Raw genomic sequence first — 19,745 nt, 5'->3', positions numbered from 1 at the left:
TATTTTCGCCACCTTCGGATATAAAAAAAGCGGGGTTGCCCCCGCTTTTTGTTATACCCGATTAATCGATGGTGCGCAGCAGTTCATTGATGCCCACTTTACCGCGCGTTTTCGCGTCCACTTTTTTCACGATGACCGCGCAATACAGGCTGTATTTGCCATCTTTAGACGGCAGGTTGCCGGAAACCACAACGGAACCAGCTGGAACGCGGCCGTAGTGAATTTCACCGGTTTCGCGATCGTAAATACGGGTGCTCTGGCCAATATAAACGCCCATGGAGATCACAGAACCTTCTTCGACGATCACGCCTTCAACCACTTCGGAACGCGCGCCGATGAAGCAGTTGTCTTCGATGATGGTTGGGTTAGCCTGAAGTGGCTCCAGAACGCCACCGATGCCCACACCGCCGGACAGGTGAACGTTTTTACCGATCTGCGCGCAGGACCCGACGGTAGCCCAGGTGTCCACCATGGTGCCTTCGTCAACGTAGGCGCCGATGTTCACGTAGGATGGCATCAGCACGGTGTTGCGTGCGATGAAGGCACCCTGACGAACGGCCGCTGGTGGTACTACGCGGAAGCCCTCTTTCTGGAAGCGCGCTTCGTCGTAATCCGCAAATTTCATTGGCACTTTATCGAAGTAGCGGCTTTCTGCTCCGTCGATAACCTGGTTATCGTTGATGCGGAAAGAGAGCAGCACAGCTTTCTTCAGCCATTGATGAGTAACCCACTGACCGTCGATTTTTTCTGCCACGCGCAGCGCGCCGGAATCCAGCAGGGAAATAACCTGGTTTACCGCTTCACGGGTCACGGTATCCACATTTGCCGGAGTGATGTCGGCGCGACGCTCAAAAGCGGACTCAATAACGTTCTGTAACTGCTGCATTGTTTACTCTTTCCATTTCACTAAAAAACACGTCACCCTTTATCGTTTGGATTGAGGGCTGCTGTCAACCGTTGTTGCACTTCAAGTTGCAGGTCATTATTAAGGGCACGCCGGTCGGCCGTCGCGATTATAAATAAATCTTCTACTCGTTCGCCAATGGTTGTAATTCGGGCGCCGTGAAGCGAAATTCCCAGATCGGCAAAAACCTGGCCGACGCGGGCGAGCAGCCCTGGCTGGTCGAGCGCAATGAGCTCAAGGAACGATTTACGGTCGGTATGGGTCGGCAGGAAATTGACCTCGGTATCGACGGTAAAGTGGCGCAGTTTTGCCGCCTGACGACGCGGCTGCGGAGGTTGCCAGCTGCGCTGGGTAATGGCCTGCTCGAGGCCAAAGCGTATCCCCTCATGCCTGTCCGACGACAGCGGGCTGCCGTCCGGCTCCAGCACAATAAAGGTGTCCATCGCCATGCCGTCGCGGGTGGTAAAAATCTGCGCGTCGTGAACGCTCAGGTTACGCCTGTCCAGCTCGGCACAGACCGCAGCAAACAAATAAGGCCGGTCCGGACTCCAGATAAAGATCTCCGTCCCGCCGCGCGTGGCCTGCGGGCTGAGCAGAATCATCGGTTTTGTCAGGTCGTGCTTCAGTAGATGCCGGGCGTGCCAGGCAAGCTGGTTTGGGCTGTGGCGTACAAAGTAGTTGGCGCGACAGCGCGCCCAAATCTGATGCAGCGCCTCTTCGTTGATGTTATCCATGCGCAGCAGGGCCAGCGCCTGCAACTGATGGTGGCGCACGCGCTCACGCATGTCCGGGGTGTTCTGCATCCCGCGACGCAGCTGTTTTTCGGTGGCGAAGTACAGCTCGCGCAGCAGGCTCTGCTTCCAGCTGTTCCACAGGGTTTCGTTGGTGGCGCAGATATCGGCCACCGTCAGGCAGACCAGATAGCGCAGGCGGTTCTCCGTTTGCACTTCCTCGGCGAACTGCTTGATCACTTCCGGATCCTGAATATCACGACGCTGAGCGGTAACCGACATCAGCAGATGATGGCGAACCAGCCAGGCGATAAGCTGCGTCTCACGCGAGTTCAGACCGTGCAGCTCGGCAAATTTCAGCACGTCCTGGGCACCGAGTACGGAGTGGTCGCCGCCGCGACCTTTGGCGATATCATGGAACAGGGCGGCGATCAGGATCAGCTCCGGGTGCGCCAGACGTGGCCACAGATCAACGCACAGCGGATGGCGGGATCGCGTCTCTTCTTTAGCGAAACTTTCCAGCTTCAGCATGACGCGGATCGTGTGCTCATCCACCGTATAGGCGTGAAACAGGTCGAACTGCATCTGCCCGACAATATGCGACCACTGGGGCATATAGGCCCACAGCACGCTGTGACGGTGCATCGGCAGCAGACCGCGGCTGACGGCGCCCGGATGACGAAGCATGCTCAGGAACAACGAGCGCGCCTCCGGAATGTAACACAGCGGCTGCTTCAGATGACGCCGTGCATGGCGCAGATGACGCAGGGTAGTGGAGTAGATCCCGGTGATCGTGCTGTTGCGCACCATGGTGTAGAACATTCGCAGGATCGCTTCCGGTTCGCGGATGAACAGCGTTTCGTCGCGCAGATCGATCAGCGTGCCGCGCAGCTGAAATTCGTCATCAATCGGACGCGGTTTTTCGTCTGCCGTTAGCGCGAGGATCGCCTCATCGAACAGCTGCAACAGCATCTGGTTCAGTTCAGAGACGCGGCGGGTGACGCGGAAGAAATCCTTCATCATTTGCTCGACCGGCTCGTTGCCCTCGCCCTGGTAATTCAGGCGCTGCGCCACGCTGAGCTGTCGGTCAAACAGCAGGCGGTTATCGTAGCGGGTGACTTCCAGGTGCAGGGCAAAACGGATGCGCCAGAGCAGATGCAGACACTCATTGAGTTCGTTACGTTCGGCTTCGGTCAGAAAACCAAACCCGACCATTTCGTCCAGCGATGTTGCCCCAAAATGGCGACGGGCGACCCATTGCAGCGTGTGGATATCGCGCAGGCCACCGGGGCTGCTTTTAATATCCGGTTCGAGATTATAGCTGGTACCGTGATAGCGCTGGTGGCGCTGGTTTTGTTCTTCGACTTTCGCGGCGAAGAATTTTTCCGAAGGCCAGAAGCCGTCGCTAAAGATGTGCTTTTGCAGTTCGAGGAACAGCGCCACGTCGCCAATCAGCAGGCGGGTTTCAATCAGGTTGGTGGCGACAGTCAGGTCAGATAACCCTTCCAGCAGACATTCTTCCAACGTGCGTACGCTGTGGCCCACTTCCAGCTTTACGTCCCAGAGCAGGGTCAACAGTTCACCGATTTTCTGCGCCCGATCGTCCGGCAGTTTTTTACGGCTTAAGATCAGCAGGTCGATATCAGAGAGCGGATGCAGTTCACCCCGGCCATAGCCGCCGACCGCAACCAGCGCGACGTCGCTCACCTGTCCGAAACCGTAGTCGATCCACAGACGTTGCAGGAGCTGGTCGATAAATTCGGTGCGCGCTTCAATGAGCTGCTCGGCCGAAACGCCTGCGTCAAATGCGTTACCCAGCCAGCGATGGAAAACCTCCATGTGGGCTTTGATATGCGCGCAGGTCAGCTCATGCGGTGGCCAGACGCCCGGGTTATCAGGCTGGTCGGGGAGGGTGGGAAGTGCTGTGTTAGCATACTGTTCGGGTAAGAGATTACTCATCGTGCGCCACCCATAAGAAAAAGCTATCGCCATTAAAAAAGCCGGCATTCGCCGGCTTCTTATCACTCAATGTTCGTCAGTATCGCCGGGATGGTGTCATCCTTGCGCAACGTCATAATTTCGCAGCCGTTGTCTGTAACCACAATAGTATGCTCGTACTGGGCAGACAAGCTTCTGTCTTTGGTTTTTACCGTCCAACCATCTTTCATGGTACGGATACGGTAATCACCCGCGTTGACCATTGGTTCGATAGTGAAGGTCATGCCCTTTTGCAGCACTACGCCGCCGTCGTCTGCATCGTAGTGCAGAACCTGCGGTTCTTCATGGAACACACGACCAATACCGTGACCGCAATATTCGCGCACCACGGAGAAACCTTCCGCTTCCACAAATTTCTGGATTGCGGCGCCGATGGTGCGCAGGCGGATACCCGGCTTCACCATTTTCAGCGCCAGGTAGAGGCTTTCTTGCGTCACTTTGCATAGACGCTCGCCCAGAATCGTTGGCTTGCCAACGATGAACATCTTAGAGGTGTCGCCGTGGTAGTCGTCTTTGATGACGGTCACATCGATGTTGACGATGTCGCCATCTTTCAGCAGCTTCTCGTCATCAGGAATGCCGTGGCAAACCACTTCATTAATAGAGATGCAGACGGATTTCGGGAAACCGTGATAGCCAAGGCAGGCGGAGACCGCATGCTGCTCGTTGACGATGTAGTCGTTACAGATGCGATCCAGTTCGCCAGTGCTGACGCCCGGTTTCACAAACGGCTCAATCATTTCCAGCACGTCCGCGGCCAGACGACCGGCGACGCGCATCTTTTCAATTTCTTCAGGTGTCTTAATAGAGATAGCCATGTAATCTGTCCATCGGTGTCGATTTTTTCGACAATACTAGTGTAAGTGTTGTCAATGGTATCAGTCAGGCGCACCCCGTGCCAAATTGAGAATCATTAACAGCACACTCCGCCAACAATTATTGGTTTCTGGCCGTGTTTTGTGATATAAAGCGCGCCGGACTTCCGATCCATCTCAGATACACAGGCTGGACGGGAGCGACAAATCTCACTTTGTGTAACAACACACACGTATCGGCACATATTCCGGGGTGCCCTTCGGGGTCGGTAATATGGGATACGTGGAGGCATAACCCCAACTTTCAATATAGAGGTTTTAAACATGGCAACTGTTTCCATGCGCGACATGCTCAAGGCTGGTGTTCACTTCGGTCACCAGACCCGTTACTGGAACCCGAAAATGAAGCCTTTCATCTTCGGCGCACGTAACAAAGTTCACATCATCAACCTTGAGAAGACTGTACCAATGTTCAACGAAGCCCTGGCTGAGCTGAACAAGATCTCTTCCCGTAAAGGTAAGATTCTGTTCGTTGGTACTAAGCGCGCTGCAAGCGAAGCTGTGAAAGATGCTGCTAACAGCTGCGACCAGTTCTTCGTGAACCATCGCTGGTTGGGCGGCATGCTGACCAACTGGAAAACTGTTCGTCAGTCCATCAAGCGCCTGAAAGATCTGGAAACCCAGTCTCAGGACGGTACTTTCGATAAGCTGACTAAGAAAGAAGCGCTGATGCGCACTCGTGAACTGGACAAGCTGGAAAACAGCCTGGGCGGTATCAAAGATATGGGCGGCCTGCCAGACGCGCTGTTCGTAATCGATGCAGACCACGAGCACATCGCAATCAAAGAAGCTAACAACCTGGGTATCCCGGTATTCGCTATCGTTGATACCAACTCCGATCCGGACGGTGTTGACTTCGTTATCCCGGGTAACGACGACGCAATCCGTGCTGTTAGCCTGTACCTGAGCGCTGTAGCTGCTACCGTTCGTGAAGGCCGTTCCCAGGATCTGGCTTCTCAGGCGGAAGAAAGCTTCGTAGAAGCTGAATAATAAGGTTTTACCCCTTATTAGTACCGTGTATGAATAGGGGCCCATTATCGGCCCCTTTTTTCAATTTATACTGTTTGGCTCCCGGCCGGGCAGTTCACATCTCCCGAGGATTTAAGAATGGCTGAAATTACCGCATCCCTGGTAAAAGAGCTGCGTGAGCGTACTGGCGCAGGCATGATGGATTGCAAAAAAGCGCTGACCGAAGCGAACGGCGACATCGAGCTGGCAATCGAAAACATGCGTAAATCCGGTGCGATCAAAGCAGCTAAGAAAGCAGGCAACGTTGCTGCTGACGGCGTGATCATCACCAAAATCGACGGCAACTACGGCATCATTCTGGAAGTTAACTGCCAGACTGACTTCGTTGCTAAAGATGCTGGTTTCCAGGCATTTGCTAACAAAGTTCTGGACGCAGCGGTTGCAGGCAAAATCACTGACGTTGAAGTTCTGAAAGCACAGTTCGAAGAAGAGCGTGTTGCGCTGGTTGCTAAAATCGGTGAGAACATCAACATCCGTCGCGTTGCTTCCCTGGAAGGTGACGTTCTGGGCTCTTACCAGCACGGCGCGCGTATCGGTGTTCTGGTTGCGGCTAAAGGCGCTGACGAAGAGCTGGTTAAACAGCTGGCAATGCACATCGCTGCAAGCAAACCAGAATTCGTTAAGCCAGAAGACGTGTCTGCTGAAGTGGTAGAGAAAGAGTACCAGGTTCAGCTGGACATCGCGATGCAGTCTGGTAAGCCAAAAGAAATCGCAGAGAAAATGGTTGAAGGCCGCATGAAGAAATTCACCGGCGAAGTTTCTCTGACTGGCCAGCCTTTCGTAATGGATCCAAGCAAGTCTGTTGCTCAGCTGCTGAAAGAGCACAACGCTGATGTAACTGGCTTCATCCGCTTCGAAGTGGGCGAAGGCATCGAGAAAGTTGAGACTGACTTCGCAGCAGAAGTTGCTGCAATGTCCAAGCAGTCTTAATGATTGAAAAGGAGCCGCCTGAGGGCGGCTTCTTTTTGTCACCCGTCTCACGAAATCAGACAGGCTCCAGTATCGCTGTACTGATTTGCGACATATCATGTCGCCAGAATTAACCCCATCTTAATCGTTGACAGTCTCAGGAAAGAAACATGGCTACCAATGCAAAACCCGTGTACAAACGCATTCTGCTTAAGCTGAGTGGCGAAGCGCTGCAAGGATCGGAAGGCTTCGGTATTGACGCAAGCATCCTTGATCGCATGGCACAGGAAATCAAAGAACTGGTCGAACTGGGTATTCAGGTTGGCGTGGTCATTGGCGGTGGCAACCTTTTCCGTGGTGCTGGTCTGGCGAAAGCGGGGATGAACCGCGTAGTGGGCGACCACATGGGTATGCTGGCAACCGTGATGAATGGCCTGGCGATGCGTGATGCGCTTCATCGCGCCTATGTGAACGCTCGCCTGATGTCCGCTATTCCTTTGAATGGCGTATGCGATAACTACAGCTGGGCAGAGGCCATCAGCCTGCTGCGCAACAACCGCGTGGTGATCCTCTCCGCCGGTACGGGTAACCCGTTCTTTACCACCGATTCCGCAGCCTGCCTGCGCGGTATCGAAATCGAAGCCGATGTGGTGCTGAAAGCGACCAAAGTAGATGGCGTGTTTACTGCCGACCCGGCAAAAGATCCTTCAGCGACCATGTACGATCAGCTGAGCTACAGCGAAGTGCTGGAAAAAGAGCTGAAAGTGATGGATCTTGCCGCCTTTACGCTGGCTCGTGACCACAAACTGCCGATCCGTGTCTTCAATATGAACAAGCCTGGCGCGCTGCGTCGCGTTGTTATGGGCGAAAAAGAAGGCACTTTGATCACGGAATAATTTCCGTCGGCGATAAATACAGGTAAGATTCCGCTTTATTTCGACGTGGTATCTTACCCGGGCGCGCCTTTGGCGTTGTCATGAATTAAACGCGACTATACTTAGCACACCTGTAGCGCTGTGCTGGCGGATAGTCTGCCTGAGACAAGTTTTCAAGGATTCGTAACGTGATTAACGACATCAGAAAAGATGCTGAAGTACGCATGGACAAATGCGTAGAAGCGTTCAAAAACCAAATCAGCAAAATCCGTACTGGCCGAGCTTCCCCAAGCCTGCTGGATGGCATCATCGTAGAATACTACGGTACGCCTACGCCACTGCGTCAGCTGGCGAGCGTGACGGTAGAAGATACCCGTACCCTGAAAATCAACGTGTTCGATCGCTCAATGAGCCCGGCCGTTGAAAAAGCGATCATGGCATCTGACCTGGGTCTGAACCCAAGCTCAGCGGGGGCGGATATTCGCGTTCCACTGCCTCCGCTGACGGAAGAGCGTCGTAAGGACCTGATCAAAGTCGTGCGTGGTGAAGCTGAGCAGGGTCGCGTTTCCGTACGTAACGTGCGTCGCGATGCGAACGATAAAGTGAAAGCTCTGCTGAAAGAAAAAGAGATCAGCGAAGATGACGATCGTCGTTCTCAGGACGACATTCAGAAAATGACCGACGCGGCGATCAAGAAAATTGATGCGGCGCTGGCAGAAAAAGAAGCGGAACTGATGCAGTTCTGATTTTCGCTGTACACTGATAAACGCCGTTCAGAAGGACATTGGGTCTTGCTGGCGGCGTTTTGCTTTTATCTGGTCTAACTTTTGGGCATCTCATGAAGCATCTCACTCTCCTCGGCTCGACCGGCTCTATCGGTTGCAGCACTCTCGACGTTGTACGTCATAATCCTGACAGCTACACCGTAGCCGCGCTTGTGGCCGGAAAAAACGTGCAGCGAATGGTCGAACAGTGCCTGGAGTTTACCCCCCGTTTTGCGGTGATGGATGATGAAGAGAGCGCCCGCCAGGTGAAAGCGCTGTTGCAGGAGAAGGGCAGTCGTACCGAGGTGCTCAGCGGGCAACAGGCGGCGTGCGATATGGCCGCGCTTAATGAAGTTGATCAGGTCATGGCGGCAATCGTCGGGGCGGCGGGTCTTCTGCCGACGCTTGCCGCTATTGATGCGGGGAAAGATGTCCTGCTTGCGAACAAAGAGTCGCTGGTCACCTGCGGACGCCTCTTTATGGAGGCGGTAAAACAGCGTGGGGCGCGTCTTTTGCCGGTCGATAGCGAGCACAACGCGATTTTTCAGAGTTTACCCCAACCTTTTCAACAAAACCTGGGGTACGCTGACCTGGAGCAGAATGGCGTTGTGTCGATTCTGCTTACCGGGTCTGGTGGCCCGTTCCGTGAAACGCCACTGTCTGAATTGAGCGCAATGACGCCGGATCAGGCATGTCGTCATCCGAACTGGTCAATGGGGCGTAAGATCTCCGTCGATTCGGCCACCATGATGAACAAAGGTCTGGAATACATTGAAGCTCGCTGGCTGTTCAATGCGTCGGCGAAACAGATGGAAGTGCTGATCCACCCGCAGTCGGTGATTCACTCGATGGTGCGCTATCAGGACGGCAGCGTGCTGGCCCAGCTGGGCGAACCGGATATGCGTACGCCAATTGCTCATACAATGGCGTGGCCAAACCGCGTAAAATCGGGCGTTAAGCCTCTCGATTTTTGCAAGCTGAGTTCACTGACGTTTAGCGAGCCTGATTACGACCGTTATCCCTGTCTGAAACTGGCGATGACGGCCTTCGATCAGGGGCAGGCGGCGACAACGGCGCTTAATGCAGCCAATGAAGTGACCGTTGAAGCATTCCTGAATCAGCAGATCCGCTTTACTGACATCGCCGCGTTGAATTTATCCGTGCTGGAGATGATGGATTTGCGTGAGCCGCAGAGCGTGGAAGAGGTGCTGGCCGTGGATGAACAGGCACGCATTGTTGCGCGTAAACAGGTGACACGTCTCGCAAGCTGGTGATAAAGCAAGCACTAGTCGTCGTGCTATTTGTTAGCGTTGGGCTTCAGTGATATAGTCTGCGCCACCTGATCGCAGGTATTTGGCTTTAAGTGGTCAGGTAAGCCGTGGTTTGACACGGCTTTTTTATGTATAGGCTTCAGTATTCCTGTGTACCGTTAAATCCTTTCAGGGACTAAAAACGCGTTATGTTGTCTGCGAATCAACCAATAAGCGAAAACTTGCCAGCACATGGCTGTCGCCATGTTGCAATCATCATGGATGGCAATGGCCGCTGGGCGAAAAGACAAGGGAAGATACGAGCCTTTGGGCATAAAGCTGGGGCGAAATCTGTTCGCCGCGCCGTCTCTTTTGCCGCCAATAACGGCATTGATGCGTTAACGCTCTATGCTTTTAGCAGTGAGAACTGGAATCGACCTGCGCAGGAAGTGACTGCGTTGATGGAACTGTTCGTGTGGGCGCTCGATAGCGAAGTAAAAAGCCTGCACCGCCACAACGTCCGCTTGCGTATTATTGGCGATACCAGTCGTTTTAACTCACGTTTGCAGGAACGGATTCGCAAAGCAGAAGCGCTGACGGAAAATAATACCGGCCTGACGCTCAATATCGCGGCGAATTACGGCGGACGCTGGGATATTATCCAGGGGGTTCGGCATCTGGCTGAGCAGGTTCAGGAAGGGCTGTTAAGACCCGACCAGATTGATGAAGAGGCGCTGAGTCAGCAAATCTGCATGAATGAACTGGCACCCGTGGATTTGGTTATAAGGACAGGGGGGGAACATCGCATAAGTAACTTTTTGCTGTGGCAAATTGCCTACGCCGAACTTTACTTTACGGATGTTCTTTGGCCAGATTTTGATGAACAAGACTTTGAAGGTGCGCTGCATGCCTTTGCCAATCGAGAGCGTCGTTTCGGCGGCACCGAGCCTGGTGGCGATAACGCCTGATGGGGGTAGCTTTTGCTGAAGTATCGCCTGATTTCCGCTTTTGTATTAATACCCGTCGTCATCGCAGCGCTGTTTTTACTGCCTCCGGTGGGATTCGCTATTGTTACGCTGGTGGTGTGTATGCTCGCCGCGTGGGAATGGGGGCAGCTTAGCGGCTTTACCTCGCGCACTCAGCGGGTATGGCTGGCGGTACTCTGTGGTTTTTTACTGGCCCTGATGCTGTATACCTTGCCTGAATATCATCACGATGTTCACCAGCCGCTGGTTGCCGGATCCTTATGGATATCGCTGGCCTGGTGGATTGCTGCGCTTGTTTTAGTGCTTTTCTATCCGGGCTCTGCGGCGATCTGGCGTAACTCTAAAGTGTTGCGCCTTATTTTTGGTCTGCTCACGATTGTTCCGTTTTTCTGGGGGATGGTTGCGCTGCGCGCCTGGCACTATGACGAAAACCACTACAGCGGCGCGATATGGCTGCTTTATGTGATGATTCTCGTCTGGGGGGCTGACTCCGGGGCCTATATGTTTGGTAAACTGTTCGGCAAACATAAACTGGCGCCAAAGGTTTCTCCGGGCAAAACCTGGCAAGGCTTCATCGGCGGCCTGTTTACGGCAGCGATTATCTCCTGGGGCTATGGCGTCTGGGCGAATCTTGAGGTTGCCCCCTCCACGCTGCTGGTATGTTCGATTTTCGCGGCGCTGGCATCGGTGCTGGGTGATTTAACCGAGAGTATGTTTAAGCGTGAAGCAGGGATTAAGGACAGTGGTCACCTGATTCCAGGACATGGCGGAATACTGGATCGCATTGACAGCCTTACCGCGGCTGTTCCCGTATTTGCTTGCCTGCTTTTACTGGTGTTTGGGACGATATAACGGAAGGTTTTATGCTGAGCATTCTCTGGAATCTGGCGGCGTTCATTGTTGCACTGGGTGTACTGATTACCGTGCATGAATTTGGCCATTTCTGGGTTGCCCGGCGCTGTGGTGTGCGGGTGGAGCGATTCTCGATTGGCTTTGGCAAATCGCTCTGGAAGCGCACCGATAAGCATGGCACCGAGTTTGTCATTGCTCTGATTCCCCTGGGCGGCTATGTCAAAATGCTCGACGAACGCGTTGAGCCTGTCGCCCCGGAACTTCGCCATCGCGCGTTTAACAATAAAACTGTTGGACAACGTGCTGCCATCATCGCTGCCGGCCCGGTAGCCAATTTCATCTTCGCTATCTTCGCCTACTGGCTGGTGTTTATCATCGGCGTGCCTGGCGTGCGCCCGGTCGTGGGCGAAATCACCACGGGTTCCATTGCGGCAACGGCGCAAATTACACCGGGAATGGAACTTAAAGCGATTGATGGTATCGAAACCCCTGATTGGGATGCCGTGAGGTTACAACTGGTTGCCAAAATCGGTGATGAGCAGACAACCGTCAGCGTATCGCCATTTGGTTCCGACCAGCGGCAGCAAAAAGTGCTGGATTTACGCCACTGGCGCTTTGAGCCAGACAAAGAGGACCCTGTCGCCGCACTCGGGATTCGACCGCGCAGCGCGCAGATCGAGCCGGTATTAGCCGAAGTACAGGCCAAATCGGCAGCGAGTAAAGCAGGTTTACAAGCGGGTGACAGGATCGTTAAAGTCGATGGTCAGCCATTAACACAATGGATGACCTTTGTTACTCTGGTGCGCGATAATCCAGGCAAGCCGCTCGCGCTGGAAGTGGAAAGGCAGGGGAGTTCGCTCTCACTGACTCTCACCCCGGATACCAAATCGGGCGGCGGTAAGGCGGAAGGGTTTGCAGGCGTTGTGCCGAAAGTGATCCCACTGCCAGATGAGTACAAGACAATACGCCAGTATGGGCCGTTTAGCGCCATCGTTGAGGCCACGGATAAAACATGGCAGCTGATGAAGCTTACGGTCAACATGTTGGGGAAATTGATAACCGGTGATGTGAAACTGAACAACCTCAGTGGGCCAATTTCGATTGCTCAGGGGGCTGGGATGTCAGCGGAGTTCGGGGTGATTTACTATCTCATGTTCCTTGCGCTGATTAGCGTGAACCTGGGGATAATCAACCTGTTCCCGCTTCCCGTATTAGATGGGGGCCATCTGCTGTTTTTAGCGATTGAAAAGCTAAAAGGCGGACCGGTATCCGAGCGAGTTCAAGACTTTAGTTATCGCATTGGCTCGATTTTGCTGGTGCTGTTAATGGGGCTTGCACTTTTCAATGATTTCTCTCGGTTGTAAGAGAGTTAGTTAGGAAGAACGCATAATAACGATGGCGATGAAAAAGTTGCTCATAGCGTCGCTGCTGTTTAGCAGCGCGACCGTATACGGTGCTGACGGGTTCGTAGTGAAAGATATTCATTTCGAAGGCCTTCAGCGTGTCGCCGTTGGTGCGGCCCTCCTCAGTATGCCTGTGCGCCCCGGCGATACGGTTAATGATGAAGATATCAGTAACACCATCCGTGCTCTGTTTGCCACTGGCAACTTTGAGGACGTCCGCGTCCTGCGCGATGGTGATACGCTGGTGGTTCAGGTAAAAGAACGTCCAACGATTGCCAGCATCACTTTCTCCGGCAACAAGTCGGTGAAAGACGACATGCTCAAGCAGAACCTTGAGGCATCGGGTGTTCGTGTGGGGGAATCTCTGGACCGCACAACCCTTGCAGACATTGAAAAAGGTCTGGAAGATTTCTACTACAGCGTCGGTAAATACAGCGCGAGCGTTAAAGCGGTTGTTACACCGCTGCCACGTAACCGTGTTGACCTGAAACTGGTCTTCCAGGAAGGTGTTTCTGCGAAGATCCAGCAGATCAACATCGTGGGTAACCACGCGTTCAGCACCGACGAACTGATCTCCAACTTCCAGCTGCGTGACGAAGTACCGTGGTGGAACGTGGTGGGCGATCGTAAATACCAGAAACAGAAACTGGCGGGTGACCTTGAAACTCTGCGCAGCTACTATCTGGATCGCGGTTACGCCCGTTTCAACATCGATTCAACTCAGGTGAGTCTGACTCCGGACAAGAAAGGTATCTACATTACCGTTAACATCACAGAAGGCGATAAGTACACGCTTTCGGGTGTTGAAGTCAGCGGCAACCTGGCAGGACATTCTGCTGAAATTGAATCTCTGACCAAAATTCAGCCGGGCGATCTGTACAGCGGATCTAAAGTCACCAAAATGGAAGACAGCATTAAGAAGCTGCTCGGCCGTTATGGTTATGCGTATCCGCGTGTGCAAACGCAGCCGGAAATTAACGACACGGATAAAACCGTTAAGCTGCACGTTAACGTTGATGCGGGCAACCGTTACTACGTGCGTAAGATCCGCTTCGAAGGTAACGATACCTCTAAAGACTCCGTTCTGCGCCGTGAAATGCGCCAGATGGAAGGGGCATGGCTGGGAAGCGATCTGGTAGACCAGGGTAAAGAGCGTCTGAACCGTCTGGGCTATTTCGAAACGGTCGATACCGATACGCAGCGTGTACCGGGTCGTCCGGATCAGGTTGATGTTGTTTATAAAGTTAAAGAACGTAATACCGGTAGCTTCAACTTCGGTATTGGTTACGGTACTGAAAGTGGCGTGAGCTTCCAGGTCGGTGTTCAGCAGGATAACTGGCTGGGTACGGGCTACTCTGTCGGTATCAACGGGACGAAAAACGACTACCAGACTTACTCTGAGTTCTCCGTTACCAACCCATACTTCACCGTTGACGGTGTAAGCCTGGGCGGTCGTATCTTCTATAACGACTTTAAAGCGGACGACGCGGACCTCTCCTCGTATACCAACAAGAGTTACGGTCTGGATGGTACGCTCGGCTTCCCGGTCAACGAATACAACACCCTGCGTGCAGGTTTAGGGTACGTGCATAACGACCTGTCCAACATGCAACCGCAGGTGGCGATGTGGCGTTATCTGGACTCCATCGGTCAGTCGGCGAGTACGTCCAGCGATGACAACGGTTTCGCCGCGGATGACTTCACCTTCAACTACGGTTGGACCTACAACCGTCTTGACCGTGGCTACTTCCCGACGGAAGGTTCACGCGTCAACCTGAACGGTAAAGTGACTATCCCGGGCTCGGATAACGAGTTCTACAAGGTCACGCTGGATACGGCGTCCTACTTCCCAATTGATGAAGATCACAAGTGGGTTGTTCTGGGTCGTACCCGTTGGGGCTATGGTGACGGTTTAGGTGGCAAAGAACTGCCGTTCTATGAAAACTTCTACGCCGGTGGTTCAAGCACCGTGCGTGGCTTCCAGTCCAATAACATTGGTCCGAAAGCGGTTTATTACGGCGGTAATGACGAAGATAACTGCGCAAGCCGTGATCCTAAGCAAGTATGTAGCTCTGATGACGCAGTAGGTGGTAACGCTATGGCCGTGGCGAGCCTCGAGTTCATCACGCCTACGCCGTTTATCAGCGACAAGTATGCGAACTCCGTGCGTACCTCCTTCTTTATGGATGCAGGTACGGTGTGGGACACCAACTGGGAGAACACCGCCCAGATGCGTGCGGCGGGGGTTCCGGACTACAGCGATCCGAGCAACATTCGCATGTCCGCCGGTATCGCATTACAATGGATGTCACCGCTGGGGCCGTTGGTCTTCTCTTACGCCCAGCCGTTTAAGAAATACGATGGAGACAAAGCGGAGCAGTTCCAGTTTAACATTGGTAAAACCTGGTAATAATCCGCTGCAATGGAATGCGTTGGCAGTGTAGCGCTGACAACCGGCGATCGGTAAAACGATCGCCTTGCCACGCAAAGAACGGTACCCCTCGGGTGCCAATGGGATGGTAAGGAGTTAATTGTGAAAAAGTGGTTATTAGCTGCAGGTCTCGGTTTAGCGATGGCAACTTCTGCTCAGGCAGCGGATAAAATTGCAATCGTCAACATGGGTAATTTGTTCCAGCAGGTTGCACAGAAAACCGGTGTTTCTGCAACGCTGGAAAACGAATTCAAAGGCCGTGCGAGCGAACTGCAACGTATGGAAGGTGATCTTCAGTCCAAGATGCAGCGTCTTCAGCGTGATGGTTCTACCATGAAAGCGAGCGAGCGCAGCAAACTGGAAAAAGACGTCATGTCTCAGCGCCAGACCTTCTCTCAGAAAGCGCAGGCTTTCGAGCAGGATCGTCAGCGTCGTTCTAACGAAGAGCGTGGCAAACTGGTGACGCGTATTCAGTCTGCCGTTAAAGCAGTAGCAGCCGATCAGAGCATCGATCTGGTTGTTGATGCGAACGCCGTTGCATTCAACAGCAGCGATGTTAAAGACATCACCGCTGATGTTCTGAAACAGGTTAAATAAGTAATGCCTTCAATTCGACTGGCTGATTTAGCTCAGCAGTTGGATGCAGAATTACACGGTGATGGCGATATCGTCATCACCGCTGTTGCGTCCATGCAATCTGCTAAAGCAGGCACTATTACCTTCATGGTAAGCCCTAAGTACCGTGAACACCTGGCCCAGTGCCAGGCGTCTGCCGTTGTTCTGACGCAGGACGATCTTCCGTTTGCCACTAGCGCTGCACTGGTAGTGAAAAATCCCTACCTGACCTATGCGCGCATGGCCCAAATTCTTGATACCACGCCGCAGCCGGCACAGAACATTGCAGCCAGTGCTGCGATTGATCCGACGGCTCAGCTGGGTAACAACGTATCAGTCGGCGCAAACACCGTTATCGAATCCGGCGTTGTGCTGGGTGATAACGTGGTGATTGGCCCGGGCTGCTTTGTTGGAAAAAATACGAAAATTGGCGCAGGGACTCGTCTGTGGGCCAATGTCTCTGTCTACCATGAGGTTGAGATTGGCGAGAATTGTCTCGTACAGTCCAGCACGGTGATTGGTTCTGACGGATTTGGTTACGCTAACGATCGGGGTAACTGGGTTAAGATCCCTCAACTGGGTCGCGTGATTATCGGCGATCGTGTGGAGATCGGCGCTTGCACAACTATCGACCGCGGTGCGCTTGACGACACCATTATTGGTAACGGTGTTATCATAGACAACCAGTGCCAGATTGCACATAACGTTGTGATTGGCGACAATACCGCAGTTGCGGGTGGTGTTATCATGGCAGGCAGCCTGAAAATTGGCCGTTACTGCATGATTGGCGGTGCCAGCGTGATCAATGGCCATATGGAAATATGCGACAAAGTCACGGTAACGGGGATGGGCATGGTGATGCGTCCAATCACTGAGCCTGGCGTTTATTCCTCAGGTATTCCGCTGCAACCGAACAAGGTCTGGCGTAAAACAGCTGCACTGGTGATGAATATTGATGATATGAGCAAGCGACTCAAAGCGATTGAGCGCAAAATCGATCAACAAGACTAAGCGTTCATCCGTTTAACGCTAAATTTCCCGGCCTGTCGGCTTTGTTTATAAACCGGCAGGCCGTGTTATTATTGCTACTTAGTACATTTGACAGGAAGAGTATTTTGACTACTGACACTCATACTCTGCATATTGAAGAGATTTTAGAACTTCTGCCGCACCGCTATCCGTTTTTACTGGTAGACCGTGTGCTGGATTTTGAAGAAGGTCGTTTTCTGCGCGCAGTGAAAAATGTCTCCGTTAACGAGCCGTTCTTCCAGGGGCACTTCCCTGGTAAGCCTATCTTCCCGGGTGTATTGATCCTGGAAGCGATGGCACAGGCTACCGGTATTCTGGCGTTTAAAAGCGTAGGTAAACTGGAACCGGGTGAACTCTATTACTTCGCGGGTATCGATGAAGCGCGCTTCAAGCGTCCGGTCGTGCCTGGTGATCAAATGATCATGGAAGTCACTTTTGAAAAAACGCGTCGCGGCCTGACTCGCTTCAAAGGCGTAGCTATGGTTGACGGCAAAGTTGTTTGCGAAGCGACAATGATGTGTGCGCGTAGCCGGGAGGCCTGATACGTGATTGATAAATCCGCCTTTATTCATCCTACCGCCATTGTGGAAACGGGTGCCATCATTGGTGCAAACGTCCACATTGGCCCGTTTTGTATTGTTGGACCCCATGTCGAAATTGGTGAGGGTACAGTACTGAAATCTCACGTTGTCGTGAATGGTCATACCACCATTGGCTGCAACAATGAGATCTATCAGTTCGCCTCCATCGGCGAAGTTAACCAGGATCTTAAGTATGCTGGCGAACCGACCCGCGTGGAAATCGGCGATCGTAACCGCATTCGCGAAAGCGTCACCATTCATCGTGGTACAACGCAAGGCGGTGGATTGACGAAGGTGGGCAGCGACAACCTGTTTATGGTTAATGCGCACATTGCGCACGACTGTACCGTGGGTAACCGCTGTATTCTCGCCAACAACGCAACGCTGGCGGGACACGTATCGGTCGATGATTTCGCAATTATTGGCGGCATGACCGCAGTCCATCAGTTCTGCATCATTGGTGCACACGTGATGGTCGGCGGATGCTCCGGTGTGGCGCAGGACGTCCCACCGTTTGTGATTGCGCAGGGCAACCATGCCACGCCGTTTGGCGTGAACATTGAAGGCCTCAAGCGTCGTGGCTTCAGCCGCGAAGCGATTACCGCGATCCGCAACGCGTACAAACTGCTGTACCGTAGCGGTAAAACGCTGGAAGAGGCTAAGCCGGAAATTGCCGAGCTGGCGAATAAGCACCCTGAAGTGAAAACGTTCATGGAATTCTTTGAACGTTCAACCCGTGGTCTGATTCGTTAATGGTCGACAGTCGTCCGCTTACCATCGCCCTGGTCGCCGGAGAAACCTCCGGCGATATTCTTGGTGCAGGTCTGATCCGCGCGCTTAAAGCCCGTGTACCCAATGCCCGCTTTGTGGGCGTGGCTGGGCCGCTGATGCAGGCCGAAGGCTGCGAAGCCTGGTATGAAATGGAAGAGCTGGCTGTGATGGGCATCGTCGAGGTGCTGGGCCGCTTGCGTCGCCTGCTGCATATTCGCGCCGACCTTACCCGCCGCTTTACCGACCTCAAGCCCGATGTATTTGTCGGCATTGATGCGCCTGATTTCAATATTACCCTTGAAGGGAACCTGAAAAAGCAGGGGATCAAAACGATCCATTACGTCAGTCCGTCCGTGTGGGCGTGGCGACAGAAACGCGTTTTCAAAATCGGACGGTCCACCAATCTGGTGCTGGCTTTTCTGCCTTTCGAAAAAGCGTTTTACGACAGATTTAATGTCCCGTGCCGTTTTATCGGTCATACCATGGCGGATGCCATGCCGCTGGATCCGGATAAAAACGCGGCGCGTGATGAACTGGGCATCCCGCATGATGTGCACTGTCTGGCGCTGCTGCCAGGAAGCCGGGGTGCGGAAGTTGAAATGCTCAGTGCCGATTTCCTGAAAACGGCGCAAATTCTTCGCAAGACTTACCCCGATCTTGAAGTGGTCGTGCCGCTGGTGAATGCCAAACGCCGCGAGCAGTTTGAGCGTATCAAAGCCGACGTCGCCCCGGATCTTCACGTCCGCCTGCTGGACGGAAAGGGGCGGCAAGCCATGTTTGCGAGCGATGCCGCACTGCTGGCTTCCGGCACGGCTGCGCTGGAGTGTATGCTGGCAAAATGTCCAATGGTAGTCGGTTATCGCATGAAGCCGTTTACCTTCTGGCTGGCAAAACGTCTGGTAAAAACAGATTACGTATCCCTGCCAAACCTGCTTGCGGGTCGCGAGCTGGTGAAAGAACTCTTGCAGGATGAATGCCAGCCGCAGGCACTGGCTGATGCATTACTGCCGCTGCTGGCCAACGGTAAAACCAGCCACCAGATGCATGATATCTTCCGTGAACTGCATCAATTGATCCGCTGTAATGCTGATGAGCAGGCGGCCGATGCGGTGCTGGAGTTAGCACAATGATGGAATTTATTTATCCCCATACCCACCTCGTTGCCGGTGTGGATGAAGTCGGTCGTGGCCCGTTAGTGGGTGCCGTTGTGACCGCGGCGGTGATCCTCGATCCAGCCCGCCCGATCGTTGGCCTGAACGACTCGAAAAAACTGAGTGAAAAGCGTCGCCTGGCGCTGTTCGATGAAATTAAAGAAAAGGCGCTGGCCTGGAGTCTCGGGCGCGCGGAGCCGCATGAGATCGACGATCTGAACATTCTGCACGCCACCATGCTGGCGATGCAGCGTGCCGTTGCTGGCCTGAAGATTGTGCCTGAGTATGTGCTGATCGACGGTAACCGTTGCCCGGCGCTGCCGATGCCTTCCATGGCTGTTGTTAAAGGCGATAGCCGCGTCGCAGAAATCAGTGCGGCGTCAATCATTGCTAAAGTGACGCGCGATGCCGAAATGGCCGCGCTGGACCTCACTTATCCCGCGTATGGTTTCGCCCAGCACAAGGGATATCCAACGGCTTTCCATCTGGAAAAGCTGGCTGAACATGGCGCAACTGAACATCATCGGCGCAGCTTTGGCCCGGTGAAACGCGCGCTGGGACTGGTGTCCTGAATCAAGACGCAAGCAATTA

Annotated in this window: 18 protein-coding genes; 15 read left to right on the top strand and 3 right to left on the bottom strand. The window is 53.5% G+C overall.

The genetic code is table 11. The annotated features are described in order from the left end of the window. Positions 1-61 precede the first annotated feature (61 nt). The 3 genes from dapD to map form a co-directional block, all read right to left on the bottom strand. Positions 62-886, bottom strand: coding sequence for a 2,3,4,5-tetrahydropyridine-2,6-dicarboxylate N-succinyltransferase (gene dapD / locus ACOTW6_RS13150; RefSeq protein WP_003856214.1), 825 nt, complete (start codon positions 884-886; stop codon positions 62-64). A gap of 32 nt (positions 887-918) precedes the next feature. Then, the gene (glnD, locus tag ACOTW6_RS13145) at positions 919-3,594 is read right to left on the bottom strand and encodes a bifunctional uridylyltransferase/uridylyl-removing protein GlnD (RefSeq protein WP_032666890.1); all 2,676 of its coding nucleotides are present in this window, start codon (positions 3,592-3,594) and stop codon (positions 919-921) included. 62 nt (positions 3,595-3,656) lie between these two features. Continuing rightward, positions 3,657-4,451, bottom strand: a complete 795-nt coding sequence (gene map / locus ACOTW6_RS13140; protein ID WP_003856208.1) for a type I methionyl aminopeptidase — start codon at positions 4,449-4,451, stop codon at positions 3,657-3,659. Positions 4,452-4,772: 321 nt separating this feature from the next. Between map and rpsB the strand changes: the two genes are divergently transcribed. From rpsB to rnhB, 15 genes are all read left to right on the top strand, one after another. Then, positions 4,773-5,498, top strand: coding sequence for a 30S ribosomal protein S2 (gene rpsB / locus ACOTW6_RS13135; RefSeq protein WP_003856207.1), 726 nt, complete (start codon positions 4,773-4,775; stop codon positions 5,496-5,498). A gap of 117 nt (positions 5,499-5,615) precedes the next feature. Continuing rightward, on the top strand, positions 5,616-6,467 hold the full coding sequence (gene tsf / locus ACOTW6_RS13130; protein WP_003856196.1) for a translation elongation factor Ts: 852 nt from the start codon (positions 5,616-5,618) through the stop codon (positions 6,465-6,467). Between the two features lie 149 nt (positions 6,468-6,616). Then, positions 6,617-7,342, top strand: a complete 726-nt coding sequence (pyrH, locus tag ACOTW6_RS13125; protein WP_003856194.1) for a UMP kinase — start codon at positions 6,617-6,619, stop codon at positions 7,340-7,342. Positions 7,343-7,509: 167 nt separating this feature from the next. Beyond that, on the top strand, positions 7,510-8,067 hold the full coding sequence (gene frr, locus ACOTW6_RS13120) for a ribosome recycling factor (protein ID WP_003856180.1): 558 nt from the start codon (positions 7,510-7,512) through the stop codon (positions 8,065-8,067). 92 nt (positions 8,068-8,159) lie between these two features. After that, positions 8,160-9,359, top strand: a complete 1,200-nt coding sequence (ispC, locus tag ACOTW6_RS13115) for a 1-deoxy-D-xylulose-5-phosphate reductoisomerase (RefSeq protein ID WP_213789040.1) — start codon at positions 8,160-8,162, stop codon at positions 9,357-9,359. Between the two features lie 185 nt (positions 9,360-9,544). Further along, positions 9,545-10,303: a (2E,6E)-farnesyl-diphosphate-specific ditrans,polycis-undecaprenyl-diphosphate synthase gene (gene ispU, locus ACOTW6_RS13110; protein WP_047051280.1), complete on the top strand. Its 759-nt coding sequence runs from the start codon at positions 9,545-9,547 to the stop codon at positions 10,301-10,303. A 12-nt stretch (positions 10,304-10,315) separates the two neighbouring features. Continuing rightward, positions 10,316-11,173, top strand: a complete 858-nt coding sequence (cdsA, locus tag ACOTW6_RS13105) for a phosphatidate cytidylyltransferase (protein ID WP_003856175.1) — start codon at positions 10,316-10,318, stop codon at positions 11,171-11,173. 11 nt (positions 11,174-11,184) lie between these two features. Then, entirely contained in the window at positions 11,185-12,537 is a 1,353-nt protein-coding gene (gene rseP, locus ACOTW6_RS13100; protein ID WP_213789039.1) for a sigma E protease regulator RseP, read from the top strand. Between the two features lie 31 nt (positions 12,538-12,568). Next, a complete protein-coding gene (gene bamA, locus ACOTW6_RS13095) occupies positions 12,569-14,986 on the top strand; it encodes an outer membrane protein assembly factor BamA (protein ID WP_213789038.1) in 2,418 nt (805 codons plus the stop codon). Positions 14,987-15,109: 123 nt separating this feature from the next. Then, positions 15,110-15,604 carry a molecular chaperone Skp gene (gene skp, locus ACOTW6_RS13090; protein ID WP_006810039.1) on the top strand — a complete coding sequence of 165 codons (495 nt, stop codon included), beginning with the start codon at positions 15,110-15,112 and terminating at the stop codon, positions 15,602-15,604. Between the two features lie 3 nt (positions 15,605-15,607). After that, complete coding sequence (gene lpxD, locus ACOTW6_RS13085) at positions 15,608-16,633, top strand: UDP-3-O-(3-hydroxymyristoyl)glucosamine N-acyltransferase (RefSeq protein ID WP_213789037.1); 1,026 nt, start codon at positions 15,608-15,610, stop codon at positions 16,631-16,633. 104 nt (positions 16,634-16,737) lie between these two features. Further along, entirely contained in the window at positions 16,738-17,193 is a 456-nt protein-coding gene (fabZ, locus tag ACOTW6_RS13080) for a 3-hydroxyacyl-ACP dehydratase FabZ (RefSeq protein WP_003856165.1), read from the top strand. 3 nt (positions 17,194-17,196) lie between these two features. Beyond that, positions 17,197-17,985: an acyl-ACP--UDP-N-acetylglucosamine O-acyltransferase gene (gene lpxA, locus ACOTW6_RS13075; RefSeq protein ID WP_213789036.1), complete on the top strand. Its 789-nt coding sequence runs from the start codon at positions 17,197-17,199 to the stop codon at positions 17,983-17,985. Continuing rightward, a complete protein-coding gene (gene lpxB / locus ACOTW6_RS13070) occupies positions 17,985-19,133 on the top strand; it encodes a lipid-A-disaccharide synthase (RefSeq protein WP_213789035.1) in 1,149 nt (382 codons plus the stop codon). Before lpxA ends, lpxB begins: the two co-directional genes overlap by 1 nt. Then, on the top strand, positions 19,130-19,726 hold the full coding sequence (gene rnhB, locus ACOTW6_RS13065; protein ID WP_003856158.1) for a ribonuclease HII: 597 nt from the start codon (positions 19,130-19,132) through the stop codon (positions 19,724-19,726). Before lpxB ends, rnhB begins: the two co-directional genes overlap by 4 nt. Positions 19,727-19,745: the final 19 nt, after the last annotated feature.

It is taken from the genome of Enterobacter cloacae complex sp. IR5403 (assembly GCF_049238705.1).
Classification (GTDB): Bacteria; Pseudomonadota; Gammaproteobacteria; order Enterobacterales; family Enterobacteriaceae; genus Enterobacter; species Enterobacter hormaechei_C.
This window is presented reverse-complemented; position numbering and strand designations above follow the sequence as displayed.

Coding starts and splice junctions, on each gene's coding strand:
- rnhB (WP_003856158.1), top strand. CDS start 19,130: ATGATGGAATTTATTTATCCCCATACCCACCTCGTTGCCGGTGTGGAT.
- glnD (WP_032666890.1), bottom strand. CDS start 3,594: ATGAGTAATCTCTTACCCGAACAGTATGCTAACACAGCACTTCCCACC.
- ispC (WP_213789040.1), top strand. CDS start 8,160: ATGAAGCATCTCACTCTCCTCGGCTCGACCGGCTCTATCGGTTGCAGC.
- bamA (WP_213789038.1), top strand. CDS start 12,569: ATGGCGATGAAAAAGTTGCTCATAGCGTCGCTGCTGTTTAGCAGCGCG.
- lpxD (WP_213789037.1), top strand. CDS start 15,608: ATGCCTTCAATTCGACTGGCTGATTTAGCTCAGCAGTTGGATGCAGAA.
- rseP (WP_213789039.1), top strand. CDS start 11,185: ATGCTGAGCATTCTCTGGAATCTGGCGGCGTTCATTGTTGCACTGGGT.
- dapD (WP_003856214.1), bottom strand. CDS start 886: ATGCAGCAGTTACAGAACGTTATTGAGTCCGCTTTTGAGCGTCGCGCC.
- pyrH (WP_003856194.1), top strand. CDS start 6,617: ATGGCTACCAATGCAAAACCCGTGTACAAACGCATTCTGCTTAAGCTG.
- ispU (WP_047051280.1), top strand. CDS start 9,545: ATGTTGTCTGCGAATCAACCAATAAGCGAAAACTTGCCAGCACATGGC.
- rpsB (WP_003856207.1), top strand. CDS start 4,773: ATGGCAACTGTTTCCATGCGCGACATGCTCAAGGCTGGTGTTCACTTC.
- map (WP_003856208.1), bottom strand. CDS start 4,451: ATGGCTATCTCTATTAAGACACCTGAAGAAATTGAAAAGATGCGCGTC.
- tsf (WP_003856196.1), top strand. CDS start 5,616: ATGGCTGAAATTACCGCATCCCTGGTAAAAGAGCTGCGTGAGCGTACT.
- lpxB (WP_213789035.1), top strand. CDS start 17,985: ATGGTCGACAGTCGTCCGCTTACCATCGCCCTGGTCGCCGGAGAAACC.